Source organism: Arthrobacter sp. CJL-S3, assembly GCF_056711635.1.
Genome location: NZ_CM160046.1, coordinates 3022434 through 3045540 on the forward strand (window position 1 = coordinate 3022434; position 23107 = coordinate 3045540).

Consider the following 23107-nt stretch of genomic DNA (forward strand, 5'->3'; position numbering starts at 1 on the left):
GGGCGTATGTGGGCATCCGCACGTGACCCGCGGGTGGTGGCAGTGCACCGCGCACGAATGGAGCCGCGGTGTGCAATTTATTCCCGAACTTTCAGACTCGCCGTGGTGCATCGCCGTCTTGGGCGCCGCTCAATCTACCGTGGAAGCGTGAGAAGAAAACCAATCGAACTGGCAGCTGTGGCAACCGCGGCAGTCCCCGGACTGACCCCGACCGCCGTCAGCTCTGCGCCCGACGATCCGGCGGACTTCGACTCGGCCCTCCTGCTCGATTCTGAAGGCAAGCGCTGGCGGGTCCGCTCGCCGCGCCACGCCGAGGCCAGCGCACGGCTGGAAACGGAATTCCTGGTGCTGCGCGCCTTCCTCCCGGGCATCCGGGCCGAACTTCCGTTCCTGATGCCCACCGTTGCCGGCACCGTGCGGCAGGGCCCGCTGACCACGTTCGTCTACTCGCACCTGGCCGGCTCGACCCGGTCGGTCGAGGAACTCGGCGCCGCATCCCCCGCGGTGGCCCGCGAAATCGGCGCCGCCCTCGCCGCCATCCACGACTTGCCCCACTCGCTGGTCAGCAATGCCGATCTGCCGAGCTACACCCCCGACGAGTTCCGCCAGCGCCGCCTCAACGAACTGGACCAGGCCGCCACCACGGGCAAGATTCCGCCCTTGCTGCTTCGCCGCTGGGAGCACGCCCTTGAGGACGTGTCCCTGTGGCGCTTCAACCCTTGCGTGGTCCACGGGGACCTGCACGAGGACAACCTGCTGGTCGACGGCGACCGTGTGACGGCCGTGACGGGATGGACCGATCTGAGGATCGGGGACCCGGCCGATGACATGGCCTGGCTGGTCGCGTCCAACGACCAGGACTTCGTGGACGCCGTACTGGCGCACTACACCGCGTCCCGGCGCGACGTGCCGGACGCCCATCTGCTGCGGCGTGCCGCGCTCTCCGCCGAGTTCGCCCTGGCGCAGTACCTCGTCAAGGGCATCGCTGCCGGGAACCAGGACATGATCGACGAGGCCGAGTCCATGCTCACCGCACTCGCCGAGGACGTTGCGGAACACGGCGGGCAGCCGATCAGCGTAGAACCGCTCCCCCAGCCCACCCCTGCTTCGGAGCAGGCAGCACAGACCCCGGCGGCGGGCAGCGCCCCGGTGCCGGCCGTCAGCAAGGTGACCCTGCTGGCGCCGGACTCGGTCTCCGGCCTCCCCGCCGTTCCCTCCAGCACCGCGATGCCTGCCGTGCACGTCACGCCCATCCCCCTCGCGGCCGGCGGAGTATCCGGAGCGGTCGGGGCTGACCGCGGAGCCGGGGATGCCGGCGCGGTTGACGACGCCGGTGCCGACGGGTCCTCCGAGCCGGCGCCGGTGCCCCAAAAGGTGTCCGGCTGCGTCTCCGTCACTGCGATTCCCGATGACGGGCCCGCCGCCGAAGAGTCCTCCGCGGAAGACACCTCAACCCAGTCGATCGCCGTCGTCCAGGCCGATGCTCCGGCCCGGGAACAGGCGCAGGCCCGGCCAGACGCCGGGGATCCGTCCGGGGCCCCGGCGAGCCCGGCAGAGGACACCTCGACGACCGCTCTCACGGTGGTCGAGGCGAAGTCCCGCTAGCCGGTCCCCAGGGCCGTGGCCACGATCCGTTCGAGCCGTTCCGCTGAACCCAGATCGTGCGGCCGGACCACCTGGTTGTCCGCCACGTAGTAGAACGCCGCCCTGACCTGCTCCAGCGGGACGTCCTTGAGCCTGGCCCAGGCCAGCCGGTACACGGCCAGCTGGACCGCTTTGGTCTTCAGCTGCGCGGCGGACGGCCGGCGGCCTGTCTTCCAGTCCACCAGGTCCCAGCCGCCGTCGGCATCGCGGAAGACGGCGTCGATCCGCCCGCGGACCACAACGTCACCGATCCGCGTCTCCACCGGCACCTCAACGTGGGCCGGGGCGCGGTTGGCCCACTCGGACCGGCGGAACGTTTCCACCATGCTGTCCAGGCCGTACGCTGCGTCGATGTGGTCGTCGGAGCCGGCCGCCTCGCCGAGGTCCAGCATGCCGGCGGCGCCGAAGTACTCCTCCACCCAGGCGTGGAAGGCTGTGCCCTTGCGGGCCGACATCCCCGGTTCCCGCGGGACCGGGCGGCGGAGGCGGGCTACGACCGAGCCGGCGTCGTCCTCCAGATCCACCAGCGTGGACGCGGAGATGTGGCCCGGCAGGTGCACCTCATGGACGGCAGTCCGCCGGGAACGGCGCTCCAGCAGGGTCGCGGCCTCGGATGCCCAGCCGCCGGCGGGGCCGCGCAACGGCCGCCGTTTGTCCGGTCCGGGAGCTCCCGGCCCCGCGGCGGCATCCTGCAGCACGCCGGAGTCCAGGGACGCCAGCACCCGGGCCGCCGCGGACTGCATGGCAGCCCGCCGGCCGGGAACCAGGCGCAGCCGGGACCCGGTGCGCGGGTCGATGGGCCCCTCAAGCGGGTCATACGGCCAGCCCGCGACCTCCAGGTCCGAGGTCAGCGGGCTCTCCTCCGGCAATGATTCCTCACTGACGGACTGCGGGTGGATCGCGGCGGCGCCCTCGGCAACCAGCACCTCGAGTTCGGTCAGGAACGGCGACATCTCCGCCATCCCGGCACGCGAGCCCACCCAGGCGGCGCTGGAGACCCAGAGCACGTGTTTCGCCCGGGTGTAGGCCACGTAGGCCAGCCGCCGTTCCTCGGCCTCGCCGTGAACCTGCACGGCGGACTTGAATTCCTTCTCGGCGTCGAGCCAGCCTTTTTGGTCCGGGTGTTCGAGGTCCCACTGCGGCAGGTCGGCGCGGTCCCCGCGCAGCGGCCACGGCAGTGCGGCGCTGCCGGCGCTCCAGCGTGAGTCCCGGCTGCTGGGGAAGGCCCCGGCATTGAGCCCGGGCACGAACACGACGTCCCATTCCAGGCCCTTGGAGGCGTGCACGGTCAGCAGCTGTACCGCTTCGTGGTTCACTTCCGGCGCGGCGGCGTCCAGGCCGTTCTCCTCAGCGGCCGCGGCCTCCAGCCAGGCCAGGAAGGCGAGCACGTCGACCCGGTGGGAGGTGTGCAGGAACCCGGCTGCGGCATCCTGGAACGCATCCAGGTTGCGGCGGGCCTGATGAATGCTGATCCCGGGCCGCGCGGACACCTCGATGTCCAGCAGCATGGCCCGCTCCACCTCACCGAGCAGGGTGGTGAGGTCATCGCCCATGTAGCCGCGCAGCTGCCGGAGTTCCGCCGAGAGCCGCTGAAGCCGCTCCAGCGCCTCGGCACTGAGCTGGCGGCCGTGCGCGGAGATCCAGCCTTCGCGCGGCAGCCAGTCGAGGGCCTCGACCAGGCTGGCGGCGTCCGTGAGGTCGCCCTCGATCACGGCCGCCTCCGCGCCGTCGTCGGCGTCGTCGTCCTCGGTTCCGGGCCGGCCGCGGCGCCGGGCGAGGAAACTGGACCAGTCCCGCAGGGCCATCAGGTCCGCGGGCCCGATCCGCCAGCGGGCGCCGGCAAGCAGGCGCATCAGCGAATCGGACCGGCCCGGGTCGGCCAGTACCCGGAGGGTTGCGACGAGGTCGATGATCTCGGGGGTGTCCAGGAGGCCGCCGAGGCCGACGATCTCGTACGGGATCCCGCGCACCTCGAATTCCCGGCGGATGCATTCCATCTGGGCGCGCCGGCGGCACAGCACCGCCATGGCGGGCGGCTCGGGCTCCGCCGCCGACAAGTCGAAGTCGGTCACCCGGAACTTCAGCACGTCGCCCGCGATGGCCGCGGCCTCGTCCTCGTCGGTGCCAAAGCGGCCCATCACGACCCGTCCCTGGACCGCGGCCGGGCTGGGCTGCAGCGGCGGAACCTCGACACCCCCGGCGGTGTCCCGCTCGCCGGCCGGGCCGGTCCGGGCGGCGGCTTTGCTGAGCGGCGCGGAAATGACGTTGGCGGCGGAGAGGATGTTCCGGCCGTTGCGCCAGGCCGTGGTGAGGTACGACGTCGGGGCGACGGCGAAGCGCGCCGGGCCCGCCATGGCCGCAGTTCCGGCAGAGCTGGCCGTGTTGGCTGTGACGGCTGTGACGGCATGGTTGCCGGCGGCAGCGCCGTCGTCGGAGTCCTCCGTGGGAAGCCGCACCGGGAATTCGCGGACGAAGTGGAAGAGCTGGCCGGCGGAGGCGCCGCGGAAGCCGTAGATGGACTGGTTGGGGTCCCCCACCGCTGTGACTGCGTGGCCGTCGCCGAACAGCCGGGAAAAGAGCACGAGCTGGGCGTGTGAGGTGTCCTGGAACTCGTCCAGCAGCACCACTTTGTAGCGCTGGCGTTCGGTTTCCGCGGCGACCGGGATCTCGTTGGCGACGCGGGCGGCGAGGGCCACCAGGTCGCCGAAATCGAGGGCGCCGCGGGCGCGCTTGGCGTCCGTGTAACGTCCCACCATCTCCGCGACGCTGGCCCGGGTGCGCAGCAGCCCGCTGAGCTCGCCCACGGCCTGGCTGGGGTTTTTTTTGGCGGTTGCGAGGTAGGGCAGCGACTCGAACTCGGCCACCCGGTCCAGCAGCCAGCTGCGGACCCCGGCCGGGTCCTGGAGATGTTCAGCGCACTCCCCGGCGAGCTGGATGACCGCCTTGACAAGGGTGGATTTGGCGGAACGGAAGTGCTCGTATTCGCCGTCGAAGGCTTCCACGACCTCGCTGGCGAGCTGGAAGGACTGGGCGCCGCCGAGCAGCACGACGTCACGCTCGACGCCGAGCCGGAGCCCGTAGTCCGACACGATGCCGCTGGCGTACGAGTGGTAGGTGGAGACCTTGGGTTCGAGCGCGTCGGTGCTGAGCAGCCCGGCGGGGAAGACCTGGTTCTGGGTGTCGGACGCTGCGATGCGCTGCAGCGCGGCCAGCTTCGCGCGGATGCGGGTGGCCAGCTCCCCGGCCGCCTTGCGGGTGAAGGTCACGCCGAGCACCTCCTCCGGCCGGACCCAGCCGTTGGCGACAAGCCACACCACACGGTCGGCCATGGTGGCGGTCTTGCCCGAGCCGGCGCCGGCAATGACGAGCCGGGGTGAGAGCGGCGAGGAAATGATGTGCGACTGCTCGGCGGTGGGGCTGTTCTTCTCGCCCAGCAGCGCCGAGAGCTCCTCGGGGGTAAACCTTGGAGAAGGAAGTGCAGGAAGGGCGGCGGGCGGCGCGACGGGCGCAGCCGCGGGCAGCGGTGTGGGCCCCGCGGCGGGCGCGGCTGCGGGCGCGGACAGGGCCACGGGTGTCTCGGGGGTCATTCGGTGACCTGCTTTCCCCGCAGGCACAGCGGGCAGACTTCGGGCAGGCGGCAGCCGTGACCGCCGTGCCCGCCCTTGGACGGATCGTGTCGGGCTTCGAAAGTGCTCCCGGACATGACCCCGGCGGCATCACCGACCATCCCCAGGGCCCAGTTCTCCGCCGGGTCCAGGGGAGCCTGGGCCTGGATGCCCGGGCTCTTGGTGCTCGTGCCGAGCTGGGCCAGGACGGCCCCGCCGGGCAAGGGGGGCGGGCCGTCGTCGGGGCCGGCAAAGCCTCCGGCCAGCACCGCGGCCTGGTAGGCGCCCAGCTGCGGATGCCGCTCGAGGTCGGCCTTCCCCGGCTGCCGCTTGCCGGTTTTGAGGTCCACGACGACGAGCCTGCCCTCGGCGTCGATCTCGAGACGGTCGACCTGGCCGCGCAGCACGGCCGGACGGGCCGGCCAGGCGTCTCGATCCGCGTCAGCGTCAGCGCCGGTGCCGGTGCCAGTGCCAGTGCCAGTGCCAGTGCCAGTGCCAGTGCCAGTGTCAGCGCCCGCGTCGGTGCTTCCGGCCGGGGTCGGAACGTCCGGGAGTTTGACTTCGAAGTCCAGCTCGACGCCGACCAGGGACCGGCCTTCGCTGCGCATCACCAGCACGTACTGGGCAAGCTTCCGGACCATGGTTTCGGCGCGCTGGAAGTCCAGCTTTCCCTCCCAGTTGTCCTTCATCCCCAGCGCCGGCCAGCGGCGGACGAGTTCGGCCACGTATTCGCTGCCGGAGGCGTCCGGCAGGTCCTGCGCGATGGAGTGGACGAGCGTGCCGAGGCTGCGCGCAAAGTCGGTGGCGGCCTCCCCGCCCGCGGCCTGGACAAACCAGTCCAGCGGCGATTTCTGCACGGTCTCCACCTTCGACGGCGAAACGTACACGGTGCCGCCTGGCGGAACGACGGGCCCGTCCGTGGACAGGGCCGCAAGGCCCCACCAGCTCGCGGGGTGCGCGCCGGGCACGGGCGGCTCGACGGCGGCCAGGGCGCCGAGAACGGCGGCGGCCTCCTGGGCTTCCGGGGTCCCGGCGTCGAGCTGGGCGTACTGCCGCAGTTCGGCGACGAGGGCGCGCAGGGTGAGCGGACGCTCCACCGGGGTGAAGCCGCGCCGGTCCTGGTCCGGATCCAGCGGCGCCACGTAATCCAGGAAGGAGGACGGCTGTTCGTCCTCCGAGGACACGGCGGTGCAGATCAGCATCTGCTGCGCCCGCGACACCGCGGTGGAGAAGCTGCGCAGCTCGTCATAGCGGATTTCGCGCAGCCGGCTGAGGGGATCGAGCTGCAGGGCGTATTCGACGCCGTGCTCGACGGCATCCGCGAACAGCGTGCTGCCGAGCAGTTCGCCGCGGAGCCTGGTGTTGGGCCACACCCCCTCCTGCAGGCCGGGGACGATGACCACGGGCCATTCCCGGCCGGCGGCGCTGGCCGGGGTCATCAGTTCCACCGCGTCCTCCAGCTGCGCCCTCGCGGCGAGGGTGTCCATCGGGAGCTCCTGGCTGAGCAGGTACTCGAGGAACTGCTCCGGCCCGGACCCGGGGAGCTGGTCCACAAAGCGCTCGGCGGTGTGGAAGAGGGCCATCATGGCATCGAGGTCCCGGTCCGCCCGGGCACCGGCCGAGCCGCCGGCCAGCGCCGCCTCGGTCCAGCGCGCGGCGAGGCCGGTGGAGTTCCACAGCGCCCACAGCACCGTTTCGGCGTTGCCGCCGGGAGCCTGGGCAGCGTCCCTGCCGGCCTGGATCATCCGGGCGATCCGGCGCGCGGAGTGCCCCTCGATGCCCAGGGTTGCGAGCGCGCCCGGCTCCAGCAAGGCCTCGACGAGGAGTACGTCACTGGTGCGGCCGCCGCCGCCCAGGATTTCCTCCCGGCGCAGGGACTGGCGCAGGCGCCGCAGCTCGATCGCGGTGGATCCGCCGATCCGTGAGGTCAGCAGCGCGACGGCCGCCTCGGGGGTCAGTACGGCCGGGTCCAGTGCCACGGCATAGGCGTCCAGCAGCGGCCGGACGGCGACCTCGTCGCGGACGGCGGATTCGGCCACCGGGATCCGGACGGGGATGCCCTGGCCTGCGAGGTAGCGCTGCAGCTGGCTGAGCTGGCCGCCGTTGCGGACGATCACGGCGATGTCACCGAGCTCACGGCCGTCGTTGAGCTGGGCCTCCAGAATCCGCTGGGCCACGTAGCGCAGTTCGTGCACCGGTGACGGCAGCAGGTGCGCCTCGACGGTGCCCGCGGAGGAGCCCGGGTTCCCGGGCTGTTCGAGCCGGCGCGCGGACTGCCCGCCGGCGCGGCTGGAGATCCGTCCGGCGACGGACAGCCAGGCGTCCGCCACCGCCGGGGTGTGGCGGTGCGCGGTCCAGAGCGGCCGGTCGAGGACGGTGCCGCCGGCCGGGGCGAGCAGCCGGGGAAGCTCGGCCACCAGGTCCGGGCGGGCGCCGCGGAACCCCTGGACCACGGTGTCCGGGGATGAGGTGATGAGGGCCTCCTTGCCCGCGGCGATGTCCGCGAGCAGTTCGAACACGGCGGGGTTGGCTTCCTGCATGTCGTCCACCAGCACCAGCTGCAGCCGGTCGCGTTCGGCGGCGAGGAAGTCCGGTTCGTCCTGGAAGATCTGCCGGGCTGCGGTGATGATGCCGGCCGGGTCGAAGGATTCGGGCATCCGCAGGTCCAGCACGTCGCGGTATTCCGCGTACAGCGCCGCCGCGGCCACCCAGTCCGGCCGGTGGCAGCGCCGGGCGAGGCCCACAAGGTCTTCGGCGGTCCGCCCGGATTCGATGATCCGGTCAAAGAGCTGGCGGACCTCCTGCCGGAACCCGCGGGTCTGCAGGGCAGCGCCCAGGTCCTCCGGCCAGGGCAGCTCGAGTCCGGGCTGCGCGTGGCCCTCGAGGAGCTCCTTGATGATCAGGTCCTGTTCCGGGCCGGACAGGAGTTTCGGCGGGCGCGGCAGCGGCAGGATCCCTTCGGCCTTGGCGCGCCGGATGAGGTCGAAGGCGTACGACGCCCAGGTGCGGGCCGGCGTCGTGCTCAAACTGCGGTCCAGCCGTGCGGTGAAACGGTCCCGGAGCGTGTCGGCGGCGAGGCGTCCCGGGGCGAGGATGAGCATCCGTTCGGGATCGACGCCGTCCCGCAGGGCACGCCGGACGGCGGCTTCGACGAGCACCGTCGATTTGCCGGTCCCCGGCGCCCCGGGGACGAGGACCGGGCCGGAGCCGTGCGGGACGTCGACGGCGGCGAGCTGGTCCGCCGTCAGCACGGGAGCCTCGTTGTGCAGCGTGCGCGGGGGCAGCAGACGGAGCGCGGAGCCGGAGGCTCGCGGCCTGGCGGTGCGCTGCCCGCCCCTGGCGGGCCCGCTGGTCGCGGGCTGTGCGGGCTGTGTTGATGTCTGGTGTGTTGGTGCGGGGTGTGTTGGTGTGGGCTGGAGGGGCTGGGGGCTCTTGCTGGGGATGCTCACACAGTCATTTCATCATCCGGGGCCGACAGTTTGCGCAAGGACCGTTCCAGCCGCTCCGCCACGGCGTCGATCCGGTCGAATTCCCCGTCGCTCGGTGCCCAGCGGGCGGCCATCAGGTCCACTCGCCAGCGCCCCTCGCCGGTGCGGAGGTAGTCCGCATAATCTCCCAGCAGCGGGGTTCCTTCCAGGATGTAGAGGGTCAGGGCCTCCCGTTCGTGCCCCGGGGGCGCGTCGCCGCTGGCCTTCAGGACCCGCCACCAGGGCACGGAACTGCCGTGGTGGCTCATGACAGTGCCGATCTGCCGGGGGCCGCCGGATCCGAGGAGCTCGGCGACGTCACCGTACGCCACCGCGGCGCCGGCGGGGATCAGTGCCACGACCTCCAGCACCGCCTCCACATACTCGATCCGCATGGCACAAGCCTAGCGGCCGCGGCGCTGTCACGGGCCGCCGGGCGGGCCGCCTTCGGGCGTTCGGGCGTTCCTGGGCGGGGCCCGCGGTGACGCCGGACCGGGGCGCGGGGTGGTGGCGCATTTCTGTCGGTGGCAGCAGGTAGCGTTGACGCATGAGCACTTGGAACACCCTCCCCCGCGCAGCCTTCGACCTCGAGACCACCGGGCGGAACTCCCGCTCCGCGCGGATCGTCACGGCGTCCATCACCGTGGTGGACGCCGACGGCGGGATCGTCAAGGAGCACGAGTGGCTCGCCGATCCGGGGGTCGAGATTCCCACGGAGGCCAGCGACATCCACGGCGTCACGACGGAGCGGGCCCGCAGCGAAGGCCGCCCTGCCGCGGACGTGACGCGGGAGGTCGCCGCGGCGCTCCAGGAGCTGTTCGACACCGGTGTGCCGGTCATCGCCTTCAACGCCAGCTACGACTTCACCGTGCTCGCCGCGGAGTCGGCCCGTTACGGTGTGCCGCAGCTGAGCCGCTTCCCGGTACTGGATCCGTACATCATGAACAAGCAGGTGGACCGGTACCGCAAGGGCAAGCGCACTCTCACCGCCCTCTGCGAGGAGTACGGGGTGAACCTGGACAACGCCCACACATCGGCGGCCGACGCCCTGGCCACCCTGCGCATGCTCGACGCCATGGCCGGGAAGTTCCCCAAGCTACGGATGCCGGCCACCCACCTGCACCAGCTCCAGATCGAGTGGGCCTCCGCCCAGGCCTCCGATTTCCAGAGCTACCTGCGCAAGACCAAGCCCGCCGCCGTGATCGAAGGGGACTGGCCCGTCCTGCCGCCCGAGGACGCCAGCCGCGGGGACTTCTAGGACGCGGCTGCCGCCGGCCTGCCCCGCGGGGCCAGGCCGCCCTGGTCACCGCACACCGCGGCTGGCTGGGACAGAGATCACAGGACAGGGCCCTGCCAGCCCGGCAGGTTTGGCCCTGCGGGGATTCCGCAGACTGCCACCCGCTCCGCCAACCATCCGACTCCTTGGTACATAAACCGAATTTTTGACGGCCCTGGACGCTTTGTTACGAACATGATTCGCAACTGGCTGCCAAATCGCGCCGCTGACATAATTTAGTTCATAACCGGGCGTGTGCTAAGCCGCGCCCACTCCCCCAACGCCAAGGGATCAATGATCACAGTTACCGACCTGCGCAAGGTCTACCAGCAGGGCAAAAAGGAAGTGGTGGCCCTCGACGGCGTCACCCTCTCCGTGCCGAAGGGGTCCATTCACGGCATCATCGGCCACTCCGGTGCCGGCAAATCGACCCTCGTGCGCTGCCTCACCCTGCTGGACCGTCCGACGTCGGGATCCGTCAGCATCGACGGCACGGAGCTCAGCTCCGTCAAGGACTCGGAGATTCGTGCTGCGCGGCGGCGCATCGGCATGGTGTTCCAGCATGCGAACCTGATGGACGCCCGGACTGCCGCCGGTAACGTGGCGCACCCGCTGGAACTCGTGAAAACGCCGAAGGACCAGATCAGGACCCGGGTCGCGGAACTCCTGAAGCTCGTTGGGCTTGAGGGCTTCGAGAACGCCTATCCTTCGCAGCTTTCGGGCGGCCAGCGTCAGCGCGTTGGCATCGCCAGGGCCCTGGCGTCGGACCCCGACGTGCTCCTGTGCGACGAGCCGACGTCGGCTCTGGACCCGACCACCACGGATGAAATCCTGGACCTGATCCAGGACCTCACCAAGCGCCTCCAGCTCACGGTGCTGATCATCACGCACGAGATGAACGTTGTGAAGCGCGTCTGCGGATCGGTGTCCCTGCTCTCGCGCGGCCGCATCGTCGAACACGGGGAGCTGCAGGACGTGGCCGGCGATCTCGACAGCATGCTGGCACGCGCATTGCTCCCCCTCCCGCCGTCGGAGCCCCTACCGGGTGCCCTGCAGCGCGGGCCGGTGCTCGAGATCCTCTTCTCCGGCGACAGCGCCAAGGAACCGGTCCTCACCGGCGTCGCCCGGCATTTCGACATTGACATCAACGTCCTGGCCGGCAGCGTCGAGACCCTCGGCGGGCAGCAGTTCGGCCACCTGCGTGTTCAGCTGGCGGAAAATGCCGACCTCGACGCCGTACTTGCCTACCTGCACGAGCGGGGCATCTCCGCGAAGCGCGCGGCCCCTGCGGCAGCCCCGGTCCCGGACTTCGCCGGCTCGGCACTCTCAACCTCAGTCCTCTCCAGCGGGGAACAGGGAGGCAACTGATGAACGACATCTTCAGCAATCCCGTCCTGGCCAAGGCCCTGCCCGAAGCCATCATCGAAACCCTGCAGATGGTGGGGATCTCGTCCTTCTTCACCGTGCTGATCGGCCTGCCGCTGGGTGTCTTCCTGCACGTCTCCGCCCCAGGCGGGCTCCGCCCGATGCCGGTCACGAACCGGATCCTCAGCGACGTGATCGTCAACATCACCCGCTCCATCCCGTTCGCGATCCTGATGGTGGCGCTTATTCCGGTGGCCCGCACCCTGACCGGCACCAGCCTCGGTCCGGTCGCAGCCTCGGTATCCCTCTCGATTGGCACCATTCCGTTCTTCGCACGCCTGGTGGAGAACTGCCTGCGCGATGTGCACCACGGCAAGATCGACGCCGCGCAGGTGATGGGGTCGACCAAGATGCAGGTCATCAACAAGGTGATGCTGCGCGAATCCCTCCCCGCCCTTGTCGCGGCCGCCACCACCACGGTGGTCACGCTGGTGGGGTACTCCGCCATGGCCGGGCTTGTCGGCGGCGGCGGCCTCGGCAAGCTGGCCTACAACTACGGCTTCCAGCGCTTCGACGTCACGGTCATGCTCGTCACCATCGTGCTGATCATTGTCCTGGTCCAGATCATCCAGCTGGTCGGCGAGCGGATCTCCCGCGGACTCGACCACCGCTGACCCGTCCCGGCTCCAGCGACCACTGACTCCGGCAGCCCGGCCCGACCCCGGCCGGCCCGCCGATCCCTGCACCACCCACCCTGCAGCGGGTAGCCGCCCCCTGCACCTGCGCGGATTACGGCGCCGACGTCGTGAATCCAGCTATTTCGAAAGGAACGCATCCAATGCGTAAGTCACTTACCCTCCTGGCCACCGGCATTGTCACTGCCCTGGCGCTGACGGCTTGCGGTGGTTCGTCCACCCCCAGCGCCCAGGTCACGACCCTCGACCCGGCAAATCCCGCCACCCTCACGGTCGGCGCCAGCCCCGTGCCGCAGGCGAAGATCCTTGAGTTCATCAACCAGGACCTGGCCCCGAAGGCCGGCCTGAAACTGGATATCAAGGAGATCGAGGATTACCAGACGCCGAACACCGCGCTGAGCGACGGCTCCCTGGACGCCAACTACTACCAGCACCTGCCCTGGTACGAAGATCAGGTCACCACGAAGGGCTACAAGTTCGGCCACGGCGAAGGCGTCCACATCGAGCCCTACGCCGCGTTCTCCGAGAAGGTCCAGGACATCAAGGACATCCAGGACGGCGCCAAGGTAGCCATCACCAATGACCCGTCCAACCAGGTCCGCGCCCTCAAGGTTCTCCAGGTCGCAGGCCTGGTCAAGGACATCAAGGACGACACCTCGGTGCTGACGCTCACCGACGAGCAGAACCCGAAGAAGCTGAAGTTCTCCGAAAACCAGCCGGAACTGCTGATCAATGACCTCAAGGACCCGTCCGTGGACCTGGCCCTGATCAACGGCAACTTCATCCTCAAAGCCGGCCTGAGCACCCAGGACGCCCTCGCGGTGGAGTCCGTGGAGAACAACCCCTACGCGAACTTCCTGGCCTGGCGCGAGGACTCCAAGGACGACGTCCGGATCAAGAAGCTCGACGAGCTCCTGCACTCCCCTGAGGTCAAGGCGTTCATCGAGAAGGAATGGCCCAACGGTGACGTCACCGTGGCCTTCTAGTCCCGGACTGACCGCAGCATAAACACTTGAGGCACCCGCCGCGGCGGGTGCCTCAAGTGTTTAACGACGACCGCTGAACGGACGGCCGGGCCGTGCGGCCCTCGGGACTATGCCCGCGCGGCGGCCGCGGCCTTGGCGGCCGCGGGCAGCGCGTCGAAGATCCGGTTCATCGCGGAGTCGTCGTGCGCTGCGGACAGGAACCAGGCTTCGAATACGGACGGCGGCAGGTACACCCCGGAGTCGAGCATGGAGTGGAAGAACGGCGCGTAGCGGAAGACGTCCTGGCCCTGGGCGTCGTCGTAGTTGTGCACTCCCCGGGCGGAGGTGCCGAAGGCCACCGAGAACAGGTTCCCGGCACGCTGGATCGAGTGGTCCACCCCTGCCGTGTCCAGGGCCGCCGACAGGGCCGCGGAGAGCTCCAGCGAGCGGGCGTCCACGAAGGAGTACACCTCGGGGGTGGCGTGCGTCAGGGTCGCGACGCCGGCGGCCATCGCCACCGGGTTGCCGGACAAAGTGCCGGCCTGGTACACCGGGCCCAGCGGCGCGAGGTAGTCCATGACCTCGGCGCGGCCGGCGAGGGCCGCCGTCGGCATTCCGCCGCCGATGACCTTCCCGAAGGTGAGCAGGTCCGGGGTCCACGGCTGGGCGGCATCGGCAGCGCCGCCGGTGAGTCCCCAGTAGCCGGAGTACCCGGTGCGGAAGCCGGTGAGGACCTCGTCGAGGATCAGCAGGGCGCCGTGTTCGCGGGTGATGCGGGACAGTCCCGCGTTGAAGCCCTCCCCCGGGGTGACAACGCCCATGTTGGCGGGGGCCGCCTCGGTGATGACGGCGGCGATGTTGCCGCCGTGTTTGGCGAAGGCGGCCTCGACGGCGGCGAGGTCGTTGTAGGGCAGCACGAGGGTCTCGGCGGCGGTGGCGGCCGTGACGCCGGCGGAGCCCGGCAGCGCCAGGGTGGCGAGGCCGGAGCCTGCCGCGGCGAGCAGCCCGTCGAGGTGGCCGTGGTAGCAGCCGGCAAACTTGACGATGAGGTCACGGCCGGTGAAGCCGCGGGCCAGCCGGACGGCGGTCATGGTCGCCTCGGTGCCGGTGGAGACCATCCGGACGCGCTCGGCGGCGGGGACGCGTTCCTGGACGATCGCCGCGAGGTTGGCCTCGTCCGGGGTGGATGCCCCGAAGGACAGCCCGCGGTCCACCGCGGCGTGCACGGCGGCGAGGACCGCCGGGTGGGCATGTCCCAGCAGTGCCGGGCCCCAGGAGCAGACCAGGTCGACGTATTCGGCGCCGTCGGCATCGGTCAGGTACGGGCCCTTGGCGGAGACCATAAAACGCGGAGACCCGCCGACGGAGCCGAACGCGCGGACCGGCGAGTTGACGCCGCCCGGCATCAGCTTGCGGGCGCGGTCAAAGAGTTCCTCGTTGCGAGGATGGCTGGAAGTCATGGTTCCTATTCTTTCAGTTCAGTCTTGCGGGGAGGCCGCTGCCAGCCGGGTGGCCACCCGGGGGGCCACCTCGGTGCCGAACAGCTCGATGGAGCGCATCATCGCCTTGTGCGGCAGGGTGCCGTTGCTGTACTTGAGGTCAAAGCGGTCCACGGCCAGGTTCTTCTTGAGCAGCAGGATCTTCGCGGCCACGGTGTCCGGGGAGCCGACGTAGAGGGCGCCCTCGGGGGTGCACATGGCGTCGAACTCTGCCCGGTTGCCGGGGCCCCAGCCGCGCTCGGCGCCGATCAGGTTGCGCTGGCCGAGCCAGTGCGGGAAAAACTCCTCCCGCGCCTCCTCGTCGGTCTCGGCAACGTGGCCCGGTGAATGCGTGGCCATCTGCTGCATCGGGTGGCCGTATTTCGCCATCGCGTCGCGGTAGAGGTTCGCCAGCGGGGCGAAGGACCGCGGCTGTCCGCCGATGATCGCGAAGATGATCGGGTAGCCGTATTCGGCGCAGCGCAGCACCGATTCGGGCGTCCCGCCCACTCCGATCCAGGCGGGCAGCAGGTGGTGTTCCAGCGGCGGGTAGGCGCTGAGCCCGTTGATGGCCGGGCGGGTGCGGCCCTCCCAGTGGATGGGCTTCTGGGCGCGGGCCTTGTCGAAGAGCTCGAGCTTCTCCTCGAACAGGACCTCGTAGTCGGCCAGGTCGAGGCCGAAGAGCGGGAAGGACTCGACGAAGGAACCGCGGCCCAGCATGACCTCGGCCCGGCCGTTGGAGATGGCGTCCACGGTCGAGAAGCGCTGGAACACGCGGATGGGGTCATCGGAGCTCAGGACGGTGACGGCCGAGCCGAGCCGGATCCGTTTGGTCCGGGCGGCCGCCGCGGCGAGGAACACCTCGGGGGCGGACACGGCGAAGTCGCGGCGGTGGTGCTCCCCCACACCGAAGGCATGGAGTCCCACTTCGTCCGCGAGTTCGGCCTGTTCCAGCAGCTGGCGCAGCACCTGGGCATGCGGGACCGGGTGTCCGTCGGGGAAGACCCCGACGTCGCCGAAGGTGTTCAGGCCCAGCAGGATGCGCCCCGGGCCCACGGGCGCCGTGGGGTTGGACCCGGAGGCCGGGCCGGTCGCCGTGCTCATCAGGACTCCTTCAGCCAGCCGGCGAGTTCGCTCGCCCAGTACGTCAGGACCATGTTGGCCCCGGCGCGTTTGATGCCCAGCACCGATTCGGTGATCGCGGCCCGGCGGTCGATCCAGCCGTTGGCGGCGGCGGCTTCGATCATCGAGTACTCACCGGAGATCTGGTAGGCGGCGACCGGCACGGAACTCATGGCGGCGACGTCGGCGAGGATGTCGAGGTAGCTCATGGCGGGCTTCACCATGACCATGTCGGCGCCCTCGGCGAGGTCCAGCTCCACTTCGAGGATTGCTTCGCGGCGGTTAGCGGCGTCCATCTGGTAGGTGCGGCGGTCGCCCTTGAGTTGGGAATCAACCGCTTCGCGGAACGGGCCGTAGAACGCCGAGGCGTATTTCGCGGCGTAGGCGACGACCGCGGTGTTGGTGTGGCCGGCGTCCTCCAGGGCCTGCCGGATCACACCGATCTGGCCGTCCATCATCCCGGACGGGCCGAGCACGTGGGCGCCGGCCTCCGCCTGGGCCACGGCCATCCGGCCGTAAATCTCGAGGGTGGCATCGTTGTCCACGTAGCCGTGGGCGTCGAGGACACCGCAGTGCCCGTGGTCGGTGAATTCGTCCAGGCAGACGTCGCTCATGATGACCAGCTCGTCGCCGACCTCGGCGCGGACGTCCCGGATGGCCTTGTTCAGCACGCCGTCGGGGTCCAGTGAGGCGGTGCCGGCGGCATCGCGGACGGCGGGGATACCGAAGAGCATGATGCCGCCGACGCCGAGCGCCACGGCCTCACTGGCGGCGCGCTTCAGGGTGTCCGTGGTGTGCTGCTGCACGCCGGGCATCGAGGCGATCGGGTTCGGCTCGGTCAGGCCTTCACGGATGAACGCGGGCAGGATGAGTTCCGAGGCCGAGAGGCGGTGTTCGGCCGTCAGCCGGCGCATGGCCGGGGTGGTGCGGAGCCGGCGGGGTCGGTGGGTCGGGAAGCTCATACGGTGTCCTTTGCGGTGGGCTCTGCTGCTGGCTGAGGTGGTGGGGACGGCCGGCCGGCCAGGGACCGGACGACGGCGGCGACCAGGCCGGAGGCGGTGGGCGCCTCGGCTACGGCGGCGACCGTGAGGCCGAGCGACTCAGCCTCGGCGGCGGTGGACCGTCCGATCGCGACGAAGCGGCAGCCGCCCAGCGGGGCGAGGTCCTCGTGGATGCGCCGGGCCGCGCTGGGGGAAGCGGCGACCACGGCGGCGAGCCGGCCGGCGCCGATTTCGGCTTTCGCCTGCTCCGGGGTGAGGACGGCGGCCGCATGGTCCCCGTGCGCGCCGGCGGCTGTATTGTGCCCGCGGGGCGTGGCGGGCTGGCACGCGGCGAGGCTCCGGCGCGGGTCGGCCGGGTAGTCCACGGTGCTGTAGGCGGTGACGGCCTGCACGAAGGCGCCCCGGGCCTCCAGTCCGCGGCGGAGCCGGGGGTCGGCGATGTCGGCCTGCGGCAGGAGCACGCTGCCCTGGTGCTCGGGCCAGATATCGATGAGTCCGGCCCCGGACTGCTGCCCGGTGGGCGCCAGATCGACCGCAACTCCCCGGGATTCGAGGAAACGCCGGGTCGCGGGCCCGATCGTGGCCACGAGGAGGCTGCCCGGCAGCCAGCGGCTGAGGGTGGTTCCCCGCTCGGCGGCCTTGGCCTCGAGCGCCTGGACCGTGGTCACGCTGCTGACCACGAGCCACGTGTAGGCGCCGGCGCCGAGGGCGTCGAAGGCGACGTCCAGGGAGTGCTGGTCCCGGGCGAGCTCGAAATCGATCAGCGGCAGCAGCAGCGGGTCGGCGCCGACCTTGCGCAGCGCCGCGACCAGGTCCCCGGCACGGTCCGGGCTGCGCGCGACGAGAACCCGGGCGCCGTCGGGCACCAGCATCACCGCTTGCCCGTCGGTGTCGTTGCGGCCGCTGTGCCGTCCCATGAGCTGATGGTTTCCGCCGTTCAGGAGGCGGCCAGGTCCGCGATGTCAGCGGCGCCGCGGGCCAGAAGGATTTCGGCGAGCTCAATCCCGAGCAGGGTGGCCCCGACCTCGGTCAGTCCGTCGGTGGCCTTTTTGTCCCGGACCGAGGCTGTTCCGTCCACGGCGCAGACCACGGCCTCGAGGTAGAGCAGGCTGCCTTTCCGGAACGCGTAGGCGCCCACCGGCGCGGCGCAGCCGGCTTCGAGGCGGGCCAGGAGCGCCCGTTCGGCGGTGATGGCAAGCCTCGTGTCGGGGTCGTCGAGGGCGGCGAGGGCCTGCGCGAGCACGCCCTGGGAGCCTTCGGTGGAACCCGCCTTGCGCGGCGCGTCAGCGGAACGGCATTCGATCGCGAGGGAGCCCTGCCCGGCGGCGGGCAGCATCACCTCGGTCTCAAGGTATTCGCTGACGGCGTCGAGTCGGCCGATCCGGGACAGCCCGGCGGCGGCGAGCACGACGGCGTCAAGATCGCAGCTTTTGCCTTCGACCACGGCGTCGGTGCTGTTGCCGGGCAGCCCGGGGACGCGGCCGAGCCGGGTGTCCACGTTGCCGCGGATGTCACGGATGTCCAGGTCCGGGCGGGCGGCCCGCAGCTGGGCTGCGCGCCGCGGCGAGCCCGTGCCGACGGTGGCGCCGGTGGGCAGGTCCGCGAGCTTGAGCCCGTCGCGGGCGCAGAGCACATCCCGGACGTCGGCGCGTTTCGGCGTCGCCGCGAGCGTCAGCCCGAGGGCTGCCCCGGTGGGGAGGTCCTTGAGCGAGTGCACCGCGACGTCGCAGCGGTCCTGCAGCAGGGCATCGCGGAGGGCCGCGACGAAGACGCCGGTGCCGCCCATCTGGGACAGCGACCCGGTGAGGACGTCGCCGTCGGTGCGGATGTGCACCAGCTCGACGGGGAACCCGCCGACGGCGGCCAGCTGGTCCGCGGTCTGCTGCGTCTGGGTGAGGGCCAGATTGCTGGCCCGGGTTCCGATCCGGACGCTCACAGTGCGTCCCGATCCGCCGCCGGAGCGGCTGTGCCGGCGGCAGCGGCGGCCGGGTAGGGGTCGTGGCCGGTGCCGGTGGTGGTGTCGGCGCCCGCGATGGTCGGCTTTTCGCCGCGGAAGTTGGCGCAGCAGCCCGGACGGCAGACGTCGTACCACGGGCCGAGCTTGGTCAGGTGCGGGCGGTCGGCGATGTTGTTCTCGGCGGTCCGCTCGCAGATCAGGTCCACGAGCCCGCCCACGAACTTGCGGTGCGTCCCGGGCGTGGGGACCCGCGTGGCGGCGAGGTCCAGCCGGGCGCAGGTTTCCAGGGCCTCGGTGTCGAGGTCCCAGACGACTTCCATATGGTCGCTGACGAAGCCGAGCGGGACGATGACGATGCCCTTGACGCCCTGGCCGGCGAGTTCCTCGATGGCGTCGTTGATGTCCGGTTCCAGCCATGGCACGTGCGGGGCGCCGGAGCGGGACTGGTAGACGAGGGACCAGGGGGCGGTGTCGCCGGTCGCGGCCTCCACGCGGCGGATGACCTCGGTGCCGGAGGCCAGGTGCTGCGCGACGTAGGCGGAGTCTTCCTCGAAGCGGCGCGGTTCCGCGTCGGAGCGGCCGGCCGCTTCGGCGTCGCGGGTGGGGATGGAGTGCGTGGCGAACAGGATGTGGACGGGCGCGTCCGGGGTGCCGGCGGCGGCCAGCTGGGCGCGGACGTCGGCGAGGCCTGCGGCGGTGCCTTCCACGAACGGCTCGACGAAGCCGGGGTGGTCGAAGTACTGGCGGACCTTGTCGACTTCGAGCCGTCCGTCGAGGCCGGTTTCGGTCAGCGCGATGCCGATGTCCTCGCGGTACTGGCGGCAGCTGGAGTAGCAGGAGTAGGCGCTGGTGGTGAGCATCAGGACCTTGCGGTGCCCGGCGTCGTAGATGTCCTGGAGGGTCTGCGGGATGTAGGGGGCCCAGTTGCGGTTGCCCCAGAAGACCGGCAGCCCGATCCCGCGTGCGGCGAGTTCGGCCTCGAGGCCGGCCTTGAGCTCGCGGTTCTGCTGGTTGATCGGGCTGATGCCGCCGTTGGCGCGGTAGTGGTGCGAGACCTCTTCGAGGCGCTCGTCCGGGATGCCGCGGCCGCGGGTGACATTACGCAGGAACGGGAGGACATCGTCCTGGCCTTCCGGGCCGCCGAAGGAGGCGAGCAGCACGGCGTCGTAGGCCTTCGGGGCCATCCGGCCGGCTTCGGTCACCTCGTTGATGGAGGTGTCGGCTGCGACAACGCTCTGCGGATCGAGCGGGCTCATGACAGGACCTCGGCAATCTCGGCGGCGCTGACGCGGCGACCGGTGTAGAACGGGATTTCCTCGCGGACGTGGTGGCGGGCTTCGGTGGCGCGCAGGTGGCGCATCAGGTCCACCAGGTCCACCAGTTCGGGGGCTTCCAGGCCCAGGATCCATTCCCAGTCACCCAGGGCGAAGGAGGACACGGTGTTGGAGATGACCTGGGGGAAGTCCCGGCCCAGCATGCCGTGGTCGCGCAGCATCGCGCCGCGTTCGGCGTCGGGCAGCAGGTACCACTCGTAGGAGCGGACGAAGGGGTAGACGCAGAGCCACTCTGCCGGCTCCACCCCGCGGGAGAAGGCGGGGGTGTGGTTCTTGGCGAACTCGGCCTCCCGGTGCACTCCCATGGCGGACCAGGCAATCTCGGTGCCGGTGAACAGCTTGCTGCGGCGGATATCGCGGACCGCGCGCTGAAGGGCCTCCGGCTGGGGGCCGTGCAGCCAGACCATGATGTCGGCATCGGCGCGCATCGCTGAAACGTCGTAGCTGCCCCGGTGGACCACCCCGGCCTCGGCCAGCCGTGCGGTGAGGGCTTCGTATTCCTCGGCAGCATCGCCGCTGCGGAGGACGTCGGCGGATCGCTTGAAAACGGTCCAGAGGGTGAAGAACTGCTCGCCTGATTCTTCGCTGGCTGATTCAGTTTTAGTGACAGTTTCGGCAGAAGTGTGGCTCATGGATACCAGTCTGCCCCTTCCCCTCAATGAAGTCGAAATAAAGCACTTCTACAGCGCGTAGAAGTGCTTTATTTCACATCGCCGGGGACTCCGGTGCCGGACGCTGCACCCTGAGGCAGCCGTCGGGATGTCAGACGCGGCGCAGCCGCAGGACCACGACGCCGGCTGCACACGACAGTGCCACGAGGCCGATGCCCAGGCCGAGCAACGGCGAGGCTCCGGCGGGTTCCCGGGTCGAAGTCGCCTCCATCGAGGTGCTCCCGGAGCGTGGCCTCGCGGACGACGTCGCGGGGCTGGCCGTGGCTGTCGGGGAAGCTGTGGCCGTGTTCGACGGCGACGCCGCCGCTGACGGCGATGCCGGGGTTTCGGCGGGGGCCGCGGTCCCGGCGGGAACTTCGGCGGCCGGTACCGGATCGGCAGCGGACCCGCCCGGGGCTCGAACCGCAGGCGCGGCCGGGGTGGCGGGCTGCGGTCCCGCCGGCACGGCCGGCTGCGCGGGCTGCGCTGGCACGGCTGGCACCGCGGGCTGCGCTGGCACGGCTGGCACTGCGGGCTGGGCTGGCACGGCCGGCACGGCGGGCTGGGGTGCCACAGGCTGCGGAGCGACGGGCTGGGGTGCCACGGGCTGAGGGGTGACGGTCCGGCCCGGCGACGGCTTGGGGCTGCGGCTGGGCTCCGGCTCGTCACGATCCTCGGAGGAGGTGGGCTGCGGGGAGGGGCCTGAAGGCGTGGCGCTCGGCGAGGGGTGCTTCGACGGCGCCAGCAGGCCGCCAACCCGGCCGGCGAGACCAAGGGACTGCAGGTCCGTCGCGCCGGCAACTGAGGCAGCAGCGGAAGAAACTGTGGCCGCGTGCGCGGCTGGCGCGCCTGCGGAAAAAGCCAGCACCACTCCGAGCGCGGCAGCCGCCGTGCCGCGCCGAAGTCCCCCGTGGTGACCGGTCTGCGTTTTTTGTACGTTGGACCTGTGAGTAAGCATGGTCATCGACATTAGCCGTCAGCGGAGGCGGGGGAAAATTTGCCGTTTCCCGCTTTTTATGGGTGCCCGGGCGGCCAAAACGGAGGGCGGTTACACGGCTCCGGCCCCACTCAGGGCAGCAGCTGCCGGACCTGGTGCGGGGTGTCGGCCACGATCGCGGCCAGGCCGTTGCCGGACAGCCAGCCGCCCACTATTGCCAGGGTGCCGTCCGCAGCGCAGATGCTGCGCACCTGCCCGACGCGGCGCTTGTGTCCGAGCGAGGCGAACGGCAGTGCACCGCCCCAGCGCACTACGTCCCAGTCCACCACGTCGCCGGCGGTGACCGGAACGGAGAGCAGGGCGGAGGCGTCCTTCAAGGCCGCCTCGAACAGCTCCGTGTCGGTGCGGGGCTCCGGCCGGGCCGCGGCCCCGTGCCGGGTCTCACCGCGGCCGTAGGACAGCCGGACAACGTGGGTGCCGGGGCCGGTCTGCTCGGCCAGCCACTCCCATTTGGCGGTGGCGTGGGTGAGGGCCTTGGCCTGGATTCCGGGGCTCTGCGGCGCGACCAGGACTCCGGTGCCGCGCGGCCGGGCGTCGAGCTGGGGCAGGTCCACCACGAGCGTGACCAGACTGACATCGGGTCCGGGCTCGGGGCGGTGGCCGGCCAGCTCCGGCAGGGCGTCGGAGAGCAGTTCGATGGCTGCCGGGCCTTCCACGGCGATGACCAGGAGCCCGGCGTCGTAGGCGGTGCCGCCTGCGGTGACCCGCCAGCCGCCGGCAGTGCGCTCCACGGTGTCGGCCCGGGTGCCGCCGAGCAGCGTCGCGCCCTGGCGGCGCAGCTCGGTGAGCAGGGCCGGGATCAGGGTGTGCATTCCGCCGCGCAGTCCCGCCACGGCCGATCCCGCCTTCTGCAGTCCCGGTGACGGCGCCGCGGGGACAGCCCCTCCCCCCGTCGGGGCGCCACGACGTTGCGCCCCCACGGCGGCGGCGAGGGAGCCGTGGTCCCGGATCCCGGCGCGCAGGCCGGGGGCCACCATGTCGATGTCCAGGACGTCCGGGTCTGCAGAGTGGACGCCGCCGACGACGGGCGCCACGAGGCGGTCGAGCACGCGCCGTCCCATCCGCGCGCGGACCAGGGCCGAGACGCTCACGGCCGCGTCCCGTGTCCCCAGCGAGGCGGGCAGCAGCTTGTCGAGCGAGGCCCGGAGCGACCCGAGCAGGCCCAGGGAGCGGCGGACTTCCGGGTCCCAGGGGTTGGCCGGAATGCCAAGGACTCCGGTGCGGGGAAGTTCGCGCGGGCCGTCGGGCAGCTGGACCCAGGCGCCGCCCGGCTGCGGGGCGACGATTTTCCCGGACAGCCCCAGTTCGGCGGCGAGGTCCGCGACGGCGGAGGAACGGGTGGCGAAGGACTCGGCGCCGCTGTCCAGGGTCAGGCCGGCCACGACATGGCTGCCGACGCAGCCGCCCCACGTGCCGGAGGCCTCCAGGACCGTGGTGCGGACGCCGGCGCGGGCCAGTTCGCGGGCGGCCAGCAGGCCGGAGATCCCTCCGCCCACCACCACGGCGGTGGGCGCTGCGGTGTCCCCGGCGGCGCCGCGGGCTGCCTCCACG

Annotated in this window: 17 protein-coding genes; 5 read left to right on the forward strand and 12 right to left on the reverse strand. The window is 71.1% G+C overall.

The window, feature by feature from the left end:
* The first annotated feature begins 147 nt into the window (after positions 1-147).
* Positions 148-1605 carry a macrolide 2'-phosphotransferase gene (locus AC06G6_RS13725; protein WP_479822893.1) on the forward strand — a complete coding sequence of 486 codons (1458 nt, stop codon included), beginning with the start codon at positions 148-150 and terminating at the stop codon, positions 1603-1605.
* On the opposite strand, the gene AC06G6_RS13730 is transcribed toward AC06G6_RS13725, so the two are convergent.
* From AC06G6_RS13730 to AC06G6_RS13740, 3 genes are all read right to left on the reverse strand, one after another.
* Positions 1602-5231 (reverse strand): ATP-dependent helicase, encoded by a 3630-nt coding sequence (locus AC06G6_RS13730; protein WP_479822895.1) that lies wholly within the window; start codon positions 5229-5231, stop codon positions 1602-1604. The genes AC06G6_RS13725 and AC06G6_RS13730 overlap by 4 nt on opposite strands.
* Positions 5228-8536 (reverse strand): ATP-dependent helicase, encoded by a 3309-nt coding sequence (locus AC06G6_RS13735; protein ID WP_479828685.1) that lies wholly within the window; start codon positions 8534-8536, stop codon positions 5228-5230. The genes AC06G6_RS13730 and AC06G6_RS13735 overlap by 4 nt, the downstream gene beginning before the upstream one ends.
* Positions 8537-8694: 158 nt before the next feature.
* Positions 8695-9111, reverse strand: coding sequence for an MGMT family protein (locus AC06G6_RS13740; RefSeq protein WP_479822897.1), 417 nt, complete (start codon positions 9109-9111; stop codon positions 8695-8697).
* A 152-nt stretch (positions 9112-9263) separates the two neighbouring features.
* On the opposite strand from AC06G6_RS13740, the gene AC06G6_RS13745 reads away from it, so the two are divergent.
* The 4 genes from AC06G6_RS13745 (at position 9264) to AC06G6_RS13760 (ending at position 13038) form a co-directional block, all read left to right on the forward strand.
* Positions 9264-9974: an exonuclease domain-containing protein gene (locus tag AC06G6_RS13745; RefSeq protein WP_479822900.1), complete on the forward strand. Its 711-nt coding sequence runs from the start codon at positions 9264-9266 to the stop codon at positions 9972-9974.
* 312 nt (positions 9975-10286) lie between these two features.
* A complete protein-coding gene (locus AC06G6_RS13750) occupies positions 10287-11360 on the forward strand; it encodes a methionine ABC transporter ATP-binding protein (RefSeq protein ID WP_479822902.1) in 1074 nt (357 codons plus the stop codon).
* On the forward strand, positions 11360-12031 hold the full coding sequence (locus AC06G6_RS13755) for a methionine ABC transporter permease (protein ID WP_354351424.1): 672 nt from the start codon (positions 11360-11362) through the stop codon (positions 12029-12031). The genes AC06G6_RS13750 and AC06G6_RS13755 overlap by 1 nt, the downstream gene beginning before the upstream one ends.
* Before the next feature lie 164 nt (positions 12032-12195).
* On the forward strand, positions 12196-13038 hold the full coding sequence (locus AC06G6_RS13760; RefSeq protein WP_479822905.1) for a MetQ/NlpA family ABC transporter substrate-binding protein: 843 nt from the start codon (positions 12196-12198) through the stop codon (positions 13036-13038).
* Positions 13039-13145: 107 nt separating this feature from the next.
* Here the strand turns inward: AC06G6_RS13760 and hemL are convergent, their stop codons facing one another.
* The 9 genes from hemL to hemG all read right to left on the reverse strand — a co-directional run bounded on the left by hemL (position 13146) and on the right by hemG (position 23106).
* Positions 13146-14477: a glutamate-1-semialdehyde 2,1-aminomutase gene (hemL, locus tag AC06G6_RS13765; RefSeq protein WP_479822907.1), complete on the reverse strand. Its 1332-nt coding sequence runs from the start codon at positions 14475-14477 to the stop codon at positions 13146-13148.
* An 18-nt stretch (positions 14478-14495) separates the two neighbouring features.
* Entirely contained in the window at positions 14496-15599 is a 1104-nt protein-coding gene (locus AC06G6_RS13770) for an LLM class flavin-dependent oxidoreductase (protein WP_479822909.1), read from the reverse strand.
* Positions 15599-16579, reverse strand: coding sequence for a porphobilinogen synthase (gene hemB, locus AC06G6_RS13775; RefSeq protein WP_479822911.1), 981 nt, complete (start codon positions 16577-16579; stop codon positions 15599-15601). Before hemB ends, AC06G6_RS13770 begins: the two co-directional genes overlap by 1 nt.
* The gene (locus AC06G6_RS13780; RefSeq protein WP_479822914.1) at positions 16576-17535 is read right to left on the reverse strand and encodes a uroporphyrinogen-III synthase; all 960 of its coding nucleotides are present in this window, start codon (positions 17533-17535) and stop codon (positions 16576-16578) included. The genes hemB and AC06G6_RS13780 overlap by 4 nt, the downstream gene beginning before the upstream one ends.
* Before the next feature lie 20 nt (positions 17536-17555).
* On the reverse strand, positions 17556-18554 hold the full coding sequence (gene hemC / locus AC06G6_RS13785) for a hydroxymethylbilane synthase (RefSeq protein WP_479822917.1): 999 nt from the start codon (positions 18552-18554) through the stop codon (positions 17556-17558).
* Positions 18551-19831 (reverse strand): ferrochelatase, encoded by a 1281-nt coding sequence (locus AC06G6_RS13790; protein WP_479822920.1) that lies wholly within the window; start codon positions 19829-19831, stop codon positions 18551-18553. The genes hemC and AC06G6_RS13790 overlap by 4 nt, the downstream gene beginning before the upstream one ends.
* Positions 19828-20541, reverse strand: a complete 714-nt coding sequence (gene hemQ / locus AC06G6_RS13795) for a hydrogen peroxide-dependent heme synthase (protein ID WP_479822922.1) — start codon at positions 20539-20541, stop codon at positions 19828-19830. The genes AC06G6_RS13790 and hemQ overlap by 4 nt, the downstream gene beginning before the upstream one ends.
* Positions 20542-20671: 130 nt before the next feature.
* Positions 20672-21517 (reverse strand): hypothetical protein, encoded by an 846-nt coding sequence (locus AC06G6_RS13800; RefSeq protein WP_479822925.1) that lies wholly within the window; start codon positions 21515-21517, stop codon positions 20672-20674.
* A 110-nt stretch (positions 21518-21627) separates the two neighbouring features.
* Positions 21628-23106, reverse strand: a complete 1479-nt coding sequence (gene hemG, locus AC06G6_RS13805; protein ID WP_479822927.1) for a protoporphyrinogen oxidase — start codon at positions 23104-23106, stop codon at positions 21628-21630.
* Between the last annotated feature and the right edge of the window lies 1 nt (position 23107).